This is a genomic window from Micromonospora sp. WMMD975 (assembly GCF_029581215.1).
In the GTDB taxonomy this organism is placed as follows: Bacteria; Actinomycetota; Actinomycetes; order Mycobacteriales; family Micromonosporaceae; genus Micromonospora.
In genome coordinates, this window is record NZ_CP120739.1 from 6361349 (window position 1) to 6377807 (window position 16459).

At 72.9% G+C, this 16459-nt stretch carries 15 protein-coding genes; 12 read left to right on the plus strand and 3 right to left on the minus strand.

What is annotated here, in order from left to right:
* The first annotated feature begins 101 nt into the window (after positions 1–101).
* Together O7613_RS28675 and O7613_RS28680 are read left to right on the plus strand one after the other, a co-directional pair.
* Positions 102–983, plus strand: a complete 882-nt coding sequence (locus O7613_RS28675; protein WP_282290986.1) for a DUF3152 domain-containing protein — start codon at positions 102–104, stop codon at positions 981–983.
* 45 nt (positions 984–1028) lie between these two features.
* A complete protein-coding gene (locus O7613_RS28680) occupies positions 1029–2006 on the plus strand; it encodes an aldo/keto reductase (RefSeq protein ID WP_281590528.1) in 978 nt (325 codons plus the stop codon).
* Between the two features lie 3 nt (positions 2007–2009).
* Here O7613_RS28680 and O7613_RS28685 read toward each other — a convergent pair whose 3' ends face one another.
* Both O7613_RS28685 and O7613_RS28690 read right to left on the minus strand, forming a co-directional pair.
* Positions 2010–2435 carry an ATP-binding protein gene (locus O7613_RS28685; RefSeq protein ID WP_282290987.1) on the minus strand — a complete coding sequence of 142 codons (426 nt, stop codon included), beginning with the start codon at positions 2433–2435 and terminating at the stop codon, positions 2010–2012.
* Between the two features lie 78 nt (positions 2436–2513).
* Positions 2514–3269, minus strand: a complete 756-nt coding sequence (locus O7613_RS28690) for a methyltransferase domain-containing protein (RefSeq protein WP_281585224.1) — start codon at positions 3267–3269, stop codon at positions 2514–2516.
* A gap of 179 nt (positions 3270–3448) precedes the next feature.
* Between O7613_RS28690 and O7613_RS28695 the strand changes: the two genes are divergently transcribed.
* The 10 genes from O7613_RS28695 (at position 3449) to O7613_RS28740 (ending at position 14735) form a co-directional block, all read left to right on the plus strand.
* Positions 3449–3667, plus strand: a complete 219-nt coding sequence (locus tag O7613_RS28695; protein WP_281585223.1) for a hypothetical protein — start codon at positions 3449–3451, stop codon at positions 3665–3667.
* A gap of 373 nt (positions 3668–4040) precedes the next feature.
* Complete coding sequence (kdpF, locus tag O7613_RS28700) at positions 4041–4130, plus strand: K(+)-transporting ATPase subunit F (protein WP_018785775.1); 90 nt, start codon at positions 4041–4043, stop codon at positions 4128–4130.
* Positions 4130–5785: a potassium-transporting ATPase subunit KdpA gene (gene kdpA, locus O7613_RS28705; protein ID WP_282290988.1), complete on the plus strand. Its 1656-nt coding sequence runs from the start codon at positions 4130–4132 to the stop codon at positions 5783–5785. Before kdpF ends, kdpA begins: the two co-directional genes overlap by 1 nt.
* A 20-nt stretch (positions 5786–5805) precedes the next feature.
* On the plus strand, positions 5806–7983 hold the full coding sequence (gene kdpB / locus O7613_RS28710) for a potassium-transporting ATPase subunit KdpB (protein ID WP_282290989.1): 2178 nt from the start codon (positions 5806–5808) through the stop codon (positions 7981–7983).
* Positions 7983–8858 carry a potassium-transporting ATPase subunit C gene (locus O7613_RS28715; RefSeq protein ID WP_282290990.1) on the plus strand — a complete coding sequence of 292 codons (876 nt, stop codon included), beginning with the start codon at positions 7983–7985 and terminating at the stop codon, positions 8856–8858. The genes kdpB and O7613_RS28715 overlap by 1 nt, the downstream gene beginning before the upstream one ends.
* An 85-nt stretch (positions 8859–8943) precedes the next feature.
* Positions 8944–11490 carry a DUF4118 domain-containing protein gene (locus O7613_RS28720; RefSeq protein ID WP_281585219.1) on the plus strand — a complete coding sequence of 849 codons (2547 nt, stop codon included), beginning with the start codon at positions 8944–8946 and terminating at the stop codon, positions 11488–11490.
* Positions 11487–12167 (plus strand): response regulator, encoded by a 681-nt coding sequence (locus tag O7613_RS28725; RefSeq protein WP_281585218.1) that lies wholly within the window; start codon positions 11487–11489, stop codon positions 12165–12167. The genes O7613_RS28720 and O7613_RS28725 overlap by 4 nt, the downstream gene beginning before the upstream one ends.
* Positions 12168–12225: 58 nt before the next feature.
* Positions 12226–13332, plus strand: a complete 1107-nt coding sequence (locus O7613_RS28730) for a magnesium and cobalt transport protein CorA (protein ID WP_282290991.1) — start codon at positions 12226–12228, stop codon at positions 13330–13332.
* A 47-nt stretch (positions 13333–13379) separates the two neighbouring features.
* Complete coding sequence (locus tag O7613_RS28735) at positions 13380–14330, plus strand: ion transporter (RefSeq protein ID WP_282290992.1); 951 nt, start codon at positions 13380–13382, stop codon at positions 14328–14330.
* 135 nt (positions 14331–14465) lie between these two features.
* Positions 14466–14735 (plus strand): GlsB/YeaQ/YmgE family stress response membrane protein, encoded by a 270-nt coding sequence (locus O7613_RS28740; RefSeq protein WP_282290993.1) that lies wholly within the window; start codon positions 14466–14468, stop codon positions 14733–14735.
* Between the two features lie 60 nt (positions 14736–14795).
* On the opposite strand, the gene O7613_RS28745 is transcribed toward O7613_RS28740, so the two are convergent.
* Positions 14796–16382, minus strand: coding sequence for a DUF4139 domain-containing protein (locus O7613_RS28745; protein ID WP_282290994.1), 1587 nt, complete (start codon positions 16380–16382; stop codon positions 14796–14798).
* Between the last annotated feature and the right edge of the window lie 77 nt (positions 16383–16459).

Here is a 16459-nt window from a genome sequence, read left to right on the forward strand (position 1 = left end):
TCCGACAGGCGGCCGGTCGCCCACCCCGACATCGACCGTACCCGGCCCGCCCGTTCAACCGTGCGGCCCGCTCTTCCGTACTCTCCTGCGGAGCGCGGGCGGTGCGACGGACGGAGAGCGACGTGGGCGGGCAGGACCGGGGTGTGCACCGGCGGCGACGGAGGTCGCGGGCCGGCGTCCGCGCCCTGGCCGCGGTCGTCGTCGTGACCGGCCTCACGGCCGGCGGGGGGTACGCCGTGCGGCGGCACCCGGAGCTGCTGGCCGCGGTCGGGGTGGAGCGGACCGTGCCGGCGGCGGTGCCGGACGCGCGCCCGTCTCCGGTGACCGCGCGGCCGACGAGGAGCGCCCCGCCGCCGGTCCCGGCGGCCGGAAGGGTGCCGCCGGGCATCACCTACCCGCTGCGGGGCGGCGGCGACTTCCGCACCGCCGACACGGTCGGCGCGGTGGCCGGGCGCTCCGGCGAGCTGCTGCGTTACCGGGTCGCGGTCGAGGACGGCATCCGCAACGTGGACGTCGAACGCTTCGCCCGCGAGGTCGCGGCGACGCTCGCCGACCCGCGCGGCTGGACCGGCGACGGCCGGTGGCGGCTGCAACGGGTGGGCCGGGGCGGGCCGGCGGACTTCACGGTGCTGCTGACCACCCCGGTCACCCGTGGCGATCTTTGCGGCGACCGGACCGACCGCTACACCTCCTGCCGCAACGGCGACCGCGTGGTGGTCAACGTGGCCCGCTGGGTGTACGGGGTGCCGCACGTGCCCGACCTCGGCCTCTACCGGCAGTATCTGCTCAACCATGAGGTGGGCCACCGGTTGGGCCGGGGCCACGAGCGCTGCCCCCGGGCCGGCGGCCCGGCGCCGGTGATGGTGCAGCAGACACTCGGCCTGCACGGCTGCGCGGCGAACGCGTGGCCGCTCGTGGGCGGTGAGCCGCTGGCCGGGCCGTCCGGCCAGTACGACGACCCGATCCCGGCCGGGGACCACTGACCCACCGGACTGCGCGCGCCGCCGGCCGGTGGTGAGATGGACGGCATGGATTACGTGACGTTCGGTTCCACCGGCCTGGAGGTGTCCCGGCTCTGCCTGGGTTGCATGAGCTACGGCGAGCCGGGTCGGGGCACCCACCCCTGGTCACTGCCGGAGGACGCCGCCCGACCCTTCATCCGGCAGGCGCTGGAGCTGGGGGTGAACTTCTTCGACACGGCGAACGTCTACTCCGACGGCACCAGCGAGGAGATCGTCGGCCGGGCGCTGAAGGACTTCGCCGACCGCGACGACGTGGTGATCGCGACCAAGGTGCACGGCCGGATGGGGCCGGGGCCGAACCGGGGCGGGCTGTCCCGCAAGCACATCATGAGCGAGATCGACGCGAGCCTGCGGCGGCTCGGCACCGACTACGTCGATCTCTACCAGATCCACCGCCTCGACCCGGTCACCCCGATCGAGGAGACGCTTGAGGCGCTGCACGACCTGGTCCGGGCCGGCAAGGTCCGTTACCTGGGCGCCTCGTCGATGTACGCGTGGCAGTTCGCCAAGGCGCTCTGGGCCGCCGAGCGGCACGGCTGGACCCGTTTCGTCTCCATGCAGAACCACTACAACCTGCTCTACCGCGAGGAGGAGCGGGAGATGCTGCCGCTCTGCCGCGACGAGGGGATCGCGGTGATCCCGTGGAGCCCGCTGGCCCGCGGCCTGCTGACCCGTGACCCGGGGGAGTCGACCGCGCGGGCGGAGACCGACGAGTTCGGCCGCAAGCTCTACGCGCGTACCGAGGAGCACGACCGGGCGGTGATCGAGGCGGTGGGCCGGGTGGCCGAGCAGCGTGGGGTGTCGCGCGCCCAGGTGGCGTTGGCCTGGGTGGCCCGCAACCCGGCGGTCACCGCGCCGATCGTGGGCGCGACGAAGCCGCATCACCTGACCGACGCGGTGGCCGCGCTGGAGCTGGAGCTGACCGACGCCGAGGTGGCGGAGCTGGAGGCGCCGTACGTGCCGCACCCGGTGTCCGGTTTCTGAGCCCTACCGGGAGAACGCGGCCCAGATGTGCTTGGTGCTGTCGGAGGCGTACCAGCCGACGTCGAGCGAGATCGACTGGGCCAGGAACAGCCCGCGTCCGCCCGAGTCCAGCGGGCTGATGTCGGACAGCTCCGGCACCGAGCTGACGTCGTGGTCGGCGACGTCGAGCAGGAAGCGGTCGTCGGTGGCCAGCAGCGTGACGATGGTGGGCGGCCGTCCGTGCCGGAGCGCGTTGCTGGCCAACTCGGTGGCGACGAGCAGGACCATGTGCGGCACCTCGTCCAGGTCCTCGCCCTGCACGAGCCCGTGCCGGTTCAACGCGTCGCGCAGCGAGGCCCGTACGTCGCGAAGCTCCTCGGGGGTGTCGAGCACCCACCGCTCCAGCTGGGTGGCCTGCGGCGGTGGCGGCGACGTGCGCAACTGTCCCATGATCTTCCTTTACCCTGCGTAGCCGTCCGCTAAGCCCGACCGGCCGGCCTCCACGGAGCCGGCCGGTCGGGCAGCGCATCAGCGACGCAGTAGCGCGAAAACCCCCCAACCCAGATATTCACGCTGGAAACGGACGTAACTGAGCGGATCCTCGGTCAGTTCCCGCCGAAGCTCCGGGGCCAGCTCGTCGTCCGGGTTGGCGTCCAGCCAGCGGCGCAGGTTCAGCCAGTGCGCGGCGGCGTACCGGTCCCAGCTGTCCTGATCGGCGAGGACCATCTCGACCAGGTCCCAGCCGCACTCGCCGAAGAGCCGGACCAGGCCGGGCAGGTCGTGGAAGTCGTCCCGGGAGCGGGCGTGCGAACCGGTCACGGCCTCGGCGTCCGGCGGGTCCCGCCGCCAGTACGGCTCGCCGACGAGCGCCATGCCGTCGCGCCGCAGCGCGCGGCCGAGCAACTCCAGGGTGCCGGGGACACCGTCGCCGATCCAGGTCGCGCCGACGCAGGCGGCCACGTCGACCGGCCGCTCCGGAACGTACGCGGCGGCGTCACCGTGCACGAACCGGACCCGGTCGCCGACGCCCAGTTCGGCGGCGCGGTCCCGGGCGGCGGCGGTGAACATGGTGCTGATGTCGACCCCGGTGCCGGTGATTCCGTGGTCCCGGGCCCAGGTGCAGAGCAGTTCGCCCTTGCCGCTGCACAGGTCCAGCAGTTCGGCGCCGGGCGCGAGCTTGATCGCCCGGCCCAGCGTGGCCAGCTTGACCTCGTCGAACGGGTTGAGGATGCGGAGGTCGCCCTCGCGGATGGTGAAGTTACGTGGCAGGTCCAATGTGGTCACTCCGATGGCAGAGGGTCGTGGGCAGGTCGATTCGGTTCGGCGCGGTCGGCACGGGCACCAAAACACCCTCTTCGCGGTCTCGGAGTGACGGTTGTCGGGACGCTAACCCGCGCGCCGGCGACGGTCGATGGGATTTCCAGGTCTGGGCCGGACCGGGTCACCTGCGGTACGGTCACGGGATGGTCGTCGAGGAACACTGGTGGAACGGCGTCAGCATCCCGCGCGGGCGTCGCGACGTCTACATCTGCACCGACGGGCAGCGCTGGCAGGTTCAGGCCCAGATCGGCGGCGCCGCCGGTCGGTCGAAGATCCAGCAGTGCCCGAGCCGCGGCTCAGCGAGCATCCTCGCCGGGGCCTGGCGGTCGAGCGGCACCGGCTGGCGGGAGATGCCACGCTGAAAGCGGTACGGCGGCCGGCTCCGGCCGCCGTCCACCGCACGGTCGACGAGTGACTCGGCGACCTCCCCCGGCCTCCGGTCGGAGTCCTGCGTTCCGCGCCGTCTGAACCGCACCGACGTTTCGCCCTGCCCGATTTGTGCCGCTCCGGCCGTCCGGCGTGAAAGGCGCGTCAAGAATCCGCCGTCCGGCGTGATGGTCGCGTCATGACCCCTGTCCGTCGGGCCGACCCGGCGTTGTGATTGCCCGGCGACCGAAAGACGGTCGCGCGGACAACTCGCAAGGAGTGGTCAGCCGTGTCTGACGTGCTGTTCGTGTTGCTGACGGTGGGGCTGTTCGCGGCACTCGCCCTCGTGGTGCGGGGTGTGGAGAAGCTGTGAGCGCCGTCAACGCCGTCGGCCTGGTGCTGGCGATCGGACTGGGCGTGTTCCTGGTCGCCGCCCTGCTGTTCCCGGAGCGCTTCTGATGAGCACCACCGCAGCCGGGGTGCTCTTCGTGCTGTCGCTGGTGGTGGCGCTGGTGGCCGTCCACCGGCCGTTCGGCGACCACATGTACCGGGTGGTCTCCAGCACCCGGTCCGCCCGCGTCGAGCGGGGAATCTACCGCCTGGTCGGGGTCGACCCGGCCGTCGAGCAGACCTGGGGCGTGTACGCCCGCAGCCTGCTGGCCTTCTCGGCCGTCTCGATCCTGTTCCTGTACGCGTTCCAGCGCCTGCAGGACCACCTGTGGCTCTCGCTGGGCCTCGACCCGGTGGCGTCGCACGGCGCGTGGAACACCGCGGTGTCGTTCGTGACCAACACCAACTGGCAGTGGTACTCGGGTGAGTCGACCATGGGCCACCTGGTGCAGATGGCCGGCCTGGCGGTGCAGAACTTCGTCTCCGCCGCGGTGGGCGTCGCCGTCGCGGTGGCGCTGGTGCGGGGCTTCGCCCGCAGCCGTACCGGCGAACTGGGCAACTTCTGGGTCGACCTGACCCGGATCACGCTGCGGATCCTGCTGCCGTTCGCGGTGCTCGGCGCGGTCGTGTTGATGCTCGGCGGGGTGGTGCAGAACCTCTCCGGCGGCACCGACGTGACCTTGCTGACCGGCGGCGGTCAGACGATCACCGGCGGGCCGGTGGCCAGCCAGGAGGTGATCAAGGAGCTGGGCACGAACGGCGGCGGCTTCTACAACGTCAACAGCGCCCACCCGTTCGAGAACCCCACCGCGTGGACGAACTGGCTGGAGGTCTTCCTGCTCCTGGTGATCCCGTTCAGCCTGCCCCGGGTCTTCGGCCGGATGGTCGGGCAGAACCGGCAGGGCTACGCGATCGCCGCCGTGATGGCGATCCTCGCGCTCGCGAGCATCGCCCTGACCAACGTCTTCGAGCTGACCGGTGGTGGCACGGTGCCGCAGGCGGTGGGCGCGGCGCTGGAGGGCAAGGAGGTGCGGTTCGACGTGTCGAACTCGGCCACTTTCGCGGCGGCCACCACGCTCACCTCGACCGGCGCGGTCAACTCGTTCCACGACTCGTACACCGCGCTGGGCGGGATGATGCCGATGGTCAACATGATGCTCGGCGAGGTCGCCCCCGGCGGTGTCGGGGCCGGCCTGTACGGCCTGCTGATCCTCGCGGTGATCACGGTCTTCGTCGCCGGCCTGATGGTCGGCCGCACACCGGAGTACCTGGGCAAGAAGATCGGCTCGCGCGAGATCAAGTTCGCCTCGGCGTACTTCCTGATCACCCCGGCGCTTGTGCTCGCCGGCTCGGCCGCCGCGTTCGCCACCGGCAACAACTCGACCGCGCTCAACGTCGGCCCGCATGCGATGTCGGAGGTGCTCTACGCCTTCACCTCGGCGAGCAACAACAACGGCTCGGCGTTCGCCGGCATCACCGTGAGCACACCCTGGTGGAACACCGCGCTGGGCCTCTGCATGCTGCTCGGCCGGTTCCTGCCCATCATCTTCGCGCTGGCGCTGGCCGGCTCGCTGGCCCGCCAGCAGCCCACGCCCGCGTCCGAGGGCACCCTGCCCACCCACCGGCCGCTCTTCGTCGGCATGGTCGTCGGCGTCACGGTGATCCTCGTCGCGCTCACCTTCCTGCCCGCGCTCGCGCTCGGCCCGCTGGCCGAAGGGCTGTGACCACCATGAGAGACAAGGACATGACGGCACCTCTCGACACCGCCGACGCGCCCACCCTCGGCACACCGGCCCGCCAGGGCGACCGGGTCGGCGGCGGACTGCTCGACCCGCGCCAGCTGCTCGCGTCCCTGCCGGACGCGCTGCGCAAGCTGGATCCGCGCACCCTGTGGCGCAACCCGGTGATGCTGATCGTCGAGATCGGCGCGCTGTTCACCACCGTCCTCGCCGTCGTCGACCCGTCGGTGTTCGCCTGGGCCATCACGATCTGGCTCTGGCTGACCGTGCTCTTCGCCAACCTGGCCGAGGCGGTCGCCGAGGGACGGGGCAAGGCCCAGGCCGACACGCTGCGCCGGGCCAAGCAGGACACCATCGCCACCCGGCTGCTCGGCTGGACTCCGGGCGCGGCGGCCAACGCCTACCGGGACGAGGCGGTGCCCGCACCGCAGCTCAAGCAGGGCGACATCGTCCTGGTCGAGGCCGGGCAGATCATCCCGGGCGACGGCGACGTGGTCGAGGGCATCGCCAGCGTCGACGAGTCGGCGATCACCGGCGAGTCCGCCCCGGTGATCCGGGAGTCCGGCGGCGACCGCAGCGCGGTCACCGGCGGCACCCGGGTGCTCTCCGACCGGATCGTCGTCCGGATCACGCAGAAGCCGGGGGAGAGCTTCATCGACCGGATGATCGCCCTGGTCGAGGGCGCCGACCGGCAGAAGACGCCGAACGAGATCGCGCTCAACATCCTCCTGGCCGCGCTGACGATCATCTTCCTGCTCGCGGTCGTCACGCTCCAGCCGTTGGCGATCTTCGCCAAGGGCTACCAGGCCGCGGCACCGGACACGCAGGCGATCACCGACTCCGGTGTCGCCGGCATCGTGCTGGCCTCCCTGCTGGTCTGCCTCATCCCGACCACCATCGGCGCGCTGCTGTCCGCCATCGGCATCGCCGGCATGGACCGCCTCGTCCAGCGCAACGTGCTCGCCATGAGCGGGCGGGCGGTCGAGGCGGCCGGCGACGTCAACACGCTGCTGCTGGACAAGACCGGCACGATCACCCTGGGCAACCGCCAGGCCGCCGAGTTCCTGCCGGTGGACGGCGTGGACGCGGCCACCGTCGCCGACGCGGCGCAGCTGTCCAGCCTGGCCGACGAGACGCCGGAGGGGCGTTCGGTGGTGGTGCTGGCCAAGAACGGGTTCGGGCTGCGCGAGCGCGAGCCCGGTCTCGTCCCGCACGCCACCTTCGTGCCGTTCACCGCGCAGACCCGGATGAGCGGCGTCGACCTGGCCGCCGCCGACGGCGGCGTCCGGCAGATCCGCAAGGGCGCCGCCGCGGCGGTGACGAGATGGGTACGCGAACACGGCGGCCACCCGACCGACCAGGTCGGTGCGCTCGTCGACGCGATCAGCGGCACCGGCGGCACCCCGCTCGTGGTCGCCGAGCACGTCGCCGGCGAACCGGCCCGAGTCCTCGGCGTCATCCACCTCAAGGACGTCGTCAAGGCCGGCATGCGGGAGCGCTTCGACGAGATGCGCCGGATGGGCATCCGGACCGTGATGATCACCGGGGACAACCCGCGTACCGCGAAGGCCATCGCCGACGAGGCCGGCGTGGACGACTTCCTCGCCGAGGCCACACCGGAGGACAAGCTCGCCCTGATCCGTAAGGAGCAGGAGGGCGGACGGCTGGTCGCGATGACCGGCGACGGCACCAACGACGCGCCCGCGCTGGCCCAGGCGGACGTCGGGGTGGCCATGAACACCGGCACGTCGGCCGCGAAGGAGGCCGGCAACATGGTCGACCTCGACTCCGACCCGACCAAGCTGATCGAGATCGTGGAGATCGGCAAGCAGTTGCTGATCACTCGGGGCGCGTTGACGACGTTCAGCGTCGCCAACGACATCGCGAAGTACTTCGCGATCATCCCGGCCATGTTCGCCGGGATCTACCCGTCCCTGGACCGGCTCAACGTGATGCGGTTGGCCAGCCCCGAATCGGCGATCCTGTCCGCGGTCATCTTCAACGCGATCGTCATCGTCGCGTTGATCCCGCTGGCCCTGCGGGGCGTCCGCTACCGCCCGGCGAGCGCCTCGAAGCTGCTCGGCCGCAACCTGCTGCGGTACGGGCTCGGCGGCATCGTGGTGCCGTTCGTCGGCATCAAACTCATCGACCTGCTCGTCCAGTTCATCCCGGGGATCTCGTGATGCGTCTGCCCAGTTGGCTCGCCCAACACCTCGCCGCCCTGCGCGCCCTGCTCGTCCTCACTGTGCTGCTCGGGCTCGCGTACCCGCTCGCTCTGGTCGCGGTCGGCCGGATCCCCGGCCTGGACGGCCGGGCGGACGGCTCGCTCGTCACCGTCGACGGCCGGACCGTCGGCAGCTCGCTGATCGGCCAGTCGTTCACCGACGCGGACGGTGACCCCGTTCCGCGCTACTTCCAGTCCCGGCCGTCCGCCGCCGGCTACGACCCGACCGCCACCGCTGCCAGCAACCTGGGTCCGGAGAGTGTGGTGGACACGCTCGCCGCCGACCCCGCCGGCTCCACGCCGAGCCTGCTCACCCAGGTCTGCGCGCGCAGCAAGGCGGTCGGTGAGCTGGACGGCGTGGACGGGCGGCGCCCGTACTGCACGCCGGACGGGGTCGGCGCGGTGCTGGCCGTGTTCCGCGCCGACGGCCTGACCGGCCGGATCACCCGGGTGGTCAGCGTCAACCAGGTCGCGCCGGCGACGCCGTTCGTCCCGACCTGGCAGGGCGTGCCGGTCGAGGCGGCCCGGCCCGGCCACGACTACGTGGCCGAGGGCGGGGTGGTCACCCCGGTCCGGGGGGACGCGCCGGCGGAGCCGGCCGTGCCGGCCGACGCGGTCACCGCCAGCGGCAGCGGTCTCGACCCGCACATCTCCCCGGCGTACGCGGAGATCCAGGTGGCCCGGGTCGCGCGGGAGCGTGCGGCGGACCCGGCGGCGGTCCGCCGACTGGTCCGGGAGCACACCGCCGGCCGGACGCTCGGCTTCCTGGGCGAGCCCGCCGTGAACGTGCTGGACCTCAACCTCGCGCTGGACCGGGAGTTCCCGCCGCGCTGAGGGGTGGCAGGTGTTAAAAAGGGGCCCCGCCTCTACCGAATGCGTTAAGCGGGGCCCCTTCCTTTCACTCGGGGAGGATGGGGTGGTGGGTAAGGGGGAACTGCGGATCTATCTCGGGGCGGCACCCGGGGTGGGCAAGACGTACGCCATGCTCGAAGAGGCCCAACGTCGGGCCGAGCGTGGCACCGACGTCGTGATCGGGTTCGTCGAGACGCACGGCCGCAAGCACACCGCCGCCATGATCGGCGACCTGGAGGTGGTGCCGCGCCGGCCGATGACCTACCGAGGCGTCGAGTTCACCGAGATGGACCTCGACGCGGTGCTGGCCCGCCGACCCGAGGTGGTGGTCGTCGACGAGCTGGCACACACGAACGTCCCCGGCGCCCGGCACGACAAGCGCTGGCAGGACGTCCAGGAGCTGCTGGACGCCGGGATCAGCGTGCTGTCCACGGTCAACGTGCAGCACCTGGAATCGCTCAACGACGTCGTCGCGCAGATCACCGGCACCACCCAGCGCGAGACCGTGCCGGACCAGGTGGTCCGGGCCGCCGAGCAGGTCGAGCTGGTGGACATGACGCCGGAGGCGCTACGCCGCCGGATGGCGCACGGGAACATCTACCGACCCGACAAGATCGACGCCGCGCTCGGCAACTACTTCCGGGTCGGCAACCTCACCGCGCTGCGCGAGCTGGCGTTGCTCTGGCTGGCCGGCAAGGTCGACGAGCAGCTCGACGCGTACCGGGCCCAGCACGGCATCTCCGACACCTGGGAGGCGCGGGAACGGGTGGTCGTGGCGCTCACCGGCGGCCCCGAGGGCGAGACGCTGGTCCGCCGGGCGGCCCGGATCGCCGCCCGCGGCCGGGGCGCCGACCTGCTCGCCGTGCACGTGGCCCGCAGCGACGGGCTGGCCGGCGCGGACCCGGCCCTGCTGGCCCGGCAGCGGGTGCTCGTGGAGAGCCTCGGCGGCACGTACCACCAGGTGCTGGGCACCGACGTCCCGGCCGCGCTGCTCGACTTCGCCCGCGGCGTCAACGCCACCCAGCTCGTGCTCGGCGCCAGCCGGCGCGGTCGGTTCGCCCAGGTGCTCGCCCGGGGCGTCGGGGTGACCACCACCGCGCTCTCCGGCCCGATCGACGTGCACCTGGTCACCCACCCGGAGGCGGGGCGGGGGCGCCGTGGCGGGGCGGCGCCAGCCGCGCTGTCCCGCCGCCGCCGGCTACTCGGGTACGCGCTCGCCGTGCTCGGCATGCCGCTGCTCACGCTGCTGCTGCGGACGCTGCCCGACCTCACCCTGACCAACGACATCCTGCTCTTCCTCGCCGGCGTGGTCGGGGTGGCGCTGATCGGCGGGCTGTGGCCGGCGCTCGTCGCCGCGCTCGGCGGCTCGCTGCTGCTGAACTGGTTCTTCACCCCGCCGTTCCACACGCTCACCATCGCCCAGGCGGACAACCTCCTCGCGCTTGCCGTGTTCGTCGGCGTCGCGGTCGCGGTGAGCGGGGTGGTCGACGTGGCGGCCCGGCGTACCCGGGAGGCGGCCCGGGCGTCCGCCGACGCGCAGACCCTGGCCACCGTCGCGGGAAGTGTGCTGCGCGGGGAGCGACCCCTGCCCGCGCTGCTGGACCGGCTGCGGGAGACCTTCGGGCTGCACGCGGTGAGCGTGCTGGAGCTGACCGCCGGGGCCGAGGGACGGCCGACCCGATCCGCCGACGAGGCCGCCTGGCGGGTGGTGGCGAGCGTCGGCGAGCGGCCCCCCGGCAGCCCGAGCGCGGGGGAGACCGTGGTGCCTGTCGACGAGCGGCTCAGCGTGGTGCTCGCCGGCCGGCGACTGGAGGCGGCCGACCGTCGGGTGGTGGAGGCGTTCGCCGCCCAGGCCGCCGTCGCGCTGCGCCAAGAGCGGCTGGCCGAGGAGGCGGCCACCGCCCGCCCGCTCGCTGCCGCCGACCGGATGCGGACCGCGCTGCTCGCCGCGGTCAGCCACGACCTGCGTACGCCGTTGGCCTCGGCCAAGGCCGCGGTGAGCAGCCTGCGCAGCCACGACGTGGAGTTCGACGCGGCGGACCGGGAGGAGTTGCTGGCCACCGCCGACGAGTCGCTGGACCGGCTGGGCCGGCTGGTGGCGAACCTGCTCGACATGAGCCGGTTGCAGGCCGGTGCCCTCGGCGTCGCCGCGACCGCGATCGGGCTGGAGGACGCCGTACCCCGGGCCCTGGACGAGCTGGGTGCCGCGGCGGCCGAGGTGACCACGGACATCCCGCCGGACCTGCCGGCGGCGCGGGCCGACCCCGGCCTGCTGGAGCGGGTGCTTGTCAACATCGTCGCCAACGCGCTGCGGCACAGCCCGCCCGGCCGGCCACCGACGATCATCGGCAGCGCGCACGCCGGCCGGGTGGAGCTGCGGGTGATCGACACCGGGCCAGGCATCCCGGAGGACCAGTGGGAGCACGTGTTCCTGCCGTTCCAGCGTCTCGGCGACCGGGACAACCAGACCGGGGTGGGGCTCGGGCTGGCGCTGTCGCGGGGGCTGGCCGAGGCGATGGGTGGCAGCATCACCCCGGAGACCACGCCCGGCGGTGGTCTCACCATGGTGCTGCGGCTGCCGACCGCCAACGGGTCAGGAGGGCCGCCGGCATGACCCGCATCCTGGTCGTCGACGACGAACCGCAGATCCTGCGCGCCCTGCGGATCAACCTGCGGGTCCGCGGCTACGACGTCGACGTGGCCGACAGCGGGGCCGCCGCGCTGAAGGCCGCCGCCGGGCACCCGCCGGACCTGGTGGTGCTCGACCTCGGCCTGCCCGACCTGGACGGCACCGACGTCATCCGCGGGCTGCGCGGCTGGACCACCGTGCCGATCATCGTGCTCTCCGGCCGGGCCGGCAGCGAGGACAAGGTCGCCGCGCTTGACGCGGGCGCCGACGACTACGTGACCAAGCCGTTCGGGGTGGACGAGTTGCTCGCCCGGATCCGCGCGGTGACCCGCCGGTCGGGCCCGGCCGCGCCGGACGTCCCCGCGCTGCGCGTCGGCAGCCACACCGTCGACCTGGCCGACCGGACCGTCACCCGGGACGACGGTACGGAGGTCAGGCTGACCCCGACCCAGTGGGCCGTGCTGGAGAAGCTGCTGCGCAACCCGGGCAAGCTGGTCAGCCAGCGGCAACTGCTGCACGACGTGTGGGGGCCGGGATACGACCAGGAGACCAACTACCTGCGGCAGTACCTGGCCCAGTTGCGGCGCAAGCTGGAGGACGACCCGGCCCGGCCCCGGCACCTGATCACCGAGCCGGGCATGGGCTACCGCTACCGGCCCTGACGTTTGCGCCGGCCGCCGCGGGGGACTCGGCGAGCCGGCCGAGCAGCGGGGGAGGGGCATGGCGGACAACCGGTCCTCGGAGGGGTTCGGCCGGCAGCTGGACGAGCACGCCATCGACGCCGGCGCGGCCGAGCCGGAGCGGGCGGCCGGGCTGGTCGACAGCGGCGTCTACGTCGACGGCGTGCGGCGTGCCTCGCCGGGCGGCCTCGCCGACACGTACCGCTGTCTCCAGCAGCTCGACGGCGCGATGGCCTGGATCGGCCTGCGCGGGCCGAGCCGGGCGCAGATCGTCTCGCTGGCCGCCGAGTTCCGGCTGCCCGAGCTGGCGGTCGAGGACGCGATCAACGCCCACCAGCGGCCGAAGCTGGAGCGGTACGACGACACCCTGTTCGTGGTGCTGCGCGCCGCCCGCTATCTCGACGCGCGGGAGGCGGTCGAGTTCGCCGAGCTGCACCTGTTCCTCGGACCCGGGTTCGTGATCACGGTCCGGCACGGCGGCGCACCCGACCTGGCCGCCGTGCGGCGGCGGCTGGAGGCCGACCCGGGTGTCCTCGGGCTCGGCCCCGAGGCGGTCCTGTACGCGGTGCTCGACCGGGTGGTCGACGGCTACGCGCCGGTGGTGGCCGGGCTGGAGAACGACATCGACGAGGTGGAGACCGAGGTGTTCGGCGGCGACCCGAACGCCAGCCGCCGCATTTACCAGTTGAGCCGCGAGGTGATCCAGTTCCAGCGGGCGGCGAGGCCGCTGCTGAAGGTCGTCGAGGCGCTCACCGACGGCTTCGAGCGCTACGGCACGGACGAGGAGCTGCGCCGCCGGCTGCGGGACGTGGCCGACCACCTCATCCAGGTGGTGGAGCGGGTGGACGGCTTCCGGCACCTGTTGCAGAGCATCCTCACCGTCAACGCGACCCTGGTGTCGCAGGCGCAGAACGAGGAGATGCGCAGCCTCACCGCCGCCAGTTTCGAGCAGAACGAGGAGGTCAAGCGCGTTTCCGCCTGGGCGGCGATCCTGTTCGCGCCCACCCTGATCGGCACCGTCTACGGGATGAACTTCACCCACATGCCGGAGCTGGGCTGGCGGTACGGCTACCTGTTCGCGGTCGCCCTGATGCTTGCCGTCTGCGGCGCGCTCTATCTGCTGTTCAAGCGTCGCGGCTGGCTGTGAGCGCGGTCGCCCGGTCCCGGCCCGGGGCCGCCCCATAGGGTGGCGGGATGGTTGACCGGCGAGCTGAGGTGCCGGCCCAGCGGGGGGCGCGTCGTCCGGGCGGCGCGGAGTCCGGGACGGTGGCGGCCGGGTGCGCCCGGATCGTCGCGTCCCGGCCGTTCGAGATCGCGATCGTGGTGCTGATCATGGCCAACGGCGCGGTGCTGGGCATCGAGACGTACCCGCACTCGGGGACCACCGCGGCGGCGCTGCGCTGGACCGAGCTGATGTTCCGGGTGGTCTTCGTCGTGGAGATCACCATCCGGGTGCTCGCGTACGGCCGCCGGCCGCAGGACTTCTTCCGGCACGGCTGGAACGTGTTCGACCTGCTGGTGACCGTGGCGATCTTCGTGCCGGGGCTGCACGGCGACCCGGCGGTGCTGCGGTTCGTCCGGGTGGCCCGGGTGCTGCGGCTGGTCCGCTTCTCGCCCGGCCTGCGCACCATCGTCACGGCGCTGTGGCGCAGCCTGCCCGGCGTGGCGGCGTTCCTCGCGCTCGCCGGGGTCACCCTCTACGTCTACGGGATGGTCGGCTGGCTCATCTTCGGCGACCGCTACCCGGAGCAGTACGGCGACATCGGCCGCTCGCTCGTCACGCTGTTCGTGCTGCTGTCCCTGGAGACGCTGCCCGACCTGCTGGAGCAGGGCCTGGAGGTGTCGTCGTGGACGCTGCTCTACTACGTCAGCTTCGTGATGATCGCGGTCAACCTGCTGCTGAACATCCTCATCGCCGTCATCGTCAACTCGATGGAGGAGGCGCGCCGGTTGGAGATGACCGAGGGGTTGGCGTCGGACTACGACTCCGACGGCGACGGGGTGCCGGACGAACTGGACCGGATCGCGATCAGTCAGCGCCTGGACGACCTGCGTACGGTGGTCGCCGAGTTGGAGCGGGAGCTGCGGATCGACCGGGAGGACAGCCCCGGCGGGCCCCGGCGACGGCAGCCCGCGGACCGCTGACCGGACCGATCCGGGTCGATCCGGGCCGGATCGGCCATGACAGTTGCGTGAAAGAAGCGACTCTCGCGTTTGAGCCGCACGTCGAACGGGGCACCGAACGGGACGTCAAACCCTCGGAAGAACAGGACGACTCCCGTGGAAGTTACCGGCTTCTTCATCGCGATCATCATCGGTCTCATCATCGGCGCGCTCGGTCGCCTGGTGGTGCCGGGCAAGCAGGACATCCCGATCTGGCTCACGCTTGTCATCGGTGTGGTCGCCGCGCTCCTGGGCACCCTCGTCGCCGGCCTGTTCGGCGTGGACGACACCGCCGGCATCGACTGGATCGAGCTGGCGCTACAGGTCATCTTCGCCGCGGTCGGCGTCTACATCGCCGCCGGCGCGTACGGACGTCGCCGCCACTGACGGTGCAAGGCGGGGCCCCTTCTTAACGCATTCTGCATAGGAAGGGGCCCCGCTTAACGTCTACTCCCGCCAACCGGTGAGCTCGACCCCCTTCGGCAGCTCCACCCGGAAGCCCAAGGTGATCTCGCCGCTGTCGCCCGGCGCGAGCGACAGCCGCCAGGTCAGTTCCCCCAGCTCGGTACGCTCCGCCGGCGGCGGCGCAAGCGTCGTCTCCCGCACCACCACCGCCTCGTCGCGGGACACCGGCAGCTGGTCGCGTACCTCGACCGTCGCGGCGCGGGGCGTGTGGTTGGCGACGGTGATCCGGTGCTCCACCTCCCGCCGCCGGGTCGAGGAGAGCGTGGCCTTCGTCTCGGTGCGCCGGTGCAGTTTCCGCTCCACCCGCAGCCGGTCGTCCACGCCGAGCGCCAACTCGGTCTCCTCGCCCGGCGCCCACGTCGGCAGCCGGGTGGCCGCGACGAAGTCGGCGCCGTGGAACACCGCCGCCGGGCCGGGGAGCAGCGTGTGCGCCGACGTGTTGCGTACCGTCGCCCGCAGGTGGGCCTCGGCGGCGCGGACCGGCACGGTCACGTGGTCCAGCCGGGCCGGCAGCTCCAGCACCGCGATGGTGGCCCGGTGGGCGCTGCCGTCGGCCGGCACCGCCACCGGCCGGGCCGGCCGGTAGGTGGCCGCGCTGACCCTCTGCTCCACCTCGGCGACGCTCTCCCGCACCCGGGGCCGGAGTGCCGCGGACCGGGCGAGTCCGCCGCCGACCGGCGCCGCGCCGGGCGCCGGGGGCGGCGGCATCCCGACCGGCGGGTCCGCCGCCGCGGCCCGCGGGGCCGCCGGCCGGAACCGGTCGAGATACCAGGGCGGCAATTCGGGTACGCCGGCCGTCGCCGCCGGCCGGGCGGTGGAGAGCTGGAGTTCGCACTCCGGCCAGTCCTCGCCGGTGCCCTGGCTGACGAGCGCGAACCAGGTGACGGTCATGGTGTCGTCGACGAGCCGCAGGTCGTAGGAGGGCTGCCACCGGGCGCCGTCCACCAGGTAGGTCAGTTCCAGCTCGACGTCGGCGTCGTCGTCCGCCACCGTGACGGTCACGTCGGCGGCCAGCCGGTCCGGCTCCCGCTTGCCGCGCGCCGCGTCGAGGTCGCGATCGACCGCGGCCAGTTGCTCGGCCAGCTCGGTACGCCGCCGGGCCAGCGCGCGCCGCCGGGACCGGGCGTCGCTGAGCTGCGCGGTCACCCCGTCGGTGAAGGCGGCCACGTCGGCCGGCGCGGCGTCGCCGGCGGCGAGCGCCCGGGCGTACGTGCCGCCGGCGCGCTCGGCCAACCGGGTGAGGAAAGCGCCGCGCTGCTCCTCGACCCCGTCGGCGTCCTCGACCTCGGCCAGTTCGTCGGCGAGTTCGCGCCGCCGCCGCTCGAGGTCGACCACCTGCGCGTCGGTGCTGCGGGCCTGCCGCCGGGTGGTCACGTCCACGCCGAGCACGGTGGCCGCGCCGCGTCCGCCGACCCGGATCGAGTCCCGTCGCAGGCCCGACGGGAGCGGCGCGACGCGTACCCGATGGTCGCCGGCGGGGAGCCGGAGGCTGCCGCGGCGGGTGACGCGCGCCCGGTCCGGATAGACGGTCACGCTGACGACCGGTGCGTCGATCTCGGTGGTGTCCACGGCGGCGAGGGTAGCCGACCCGTGCTCACGTCGAACGTTATCGAAGCGCTTCACATCTTGGCAGCGCTGTCCGGCTC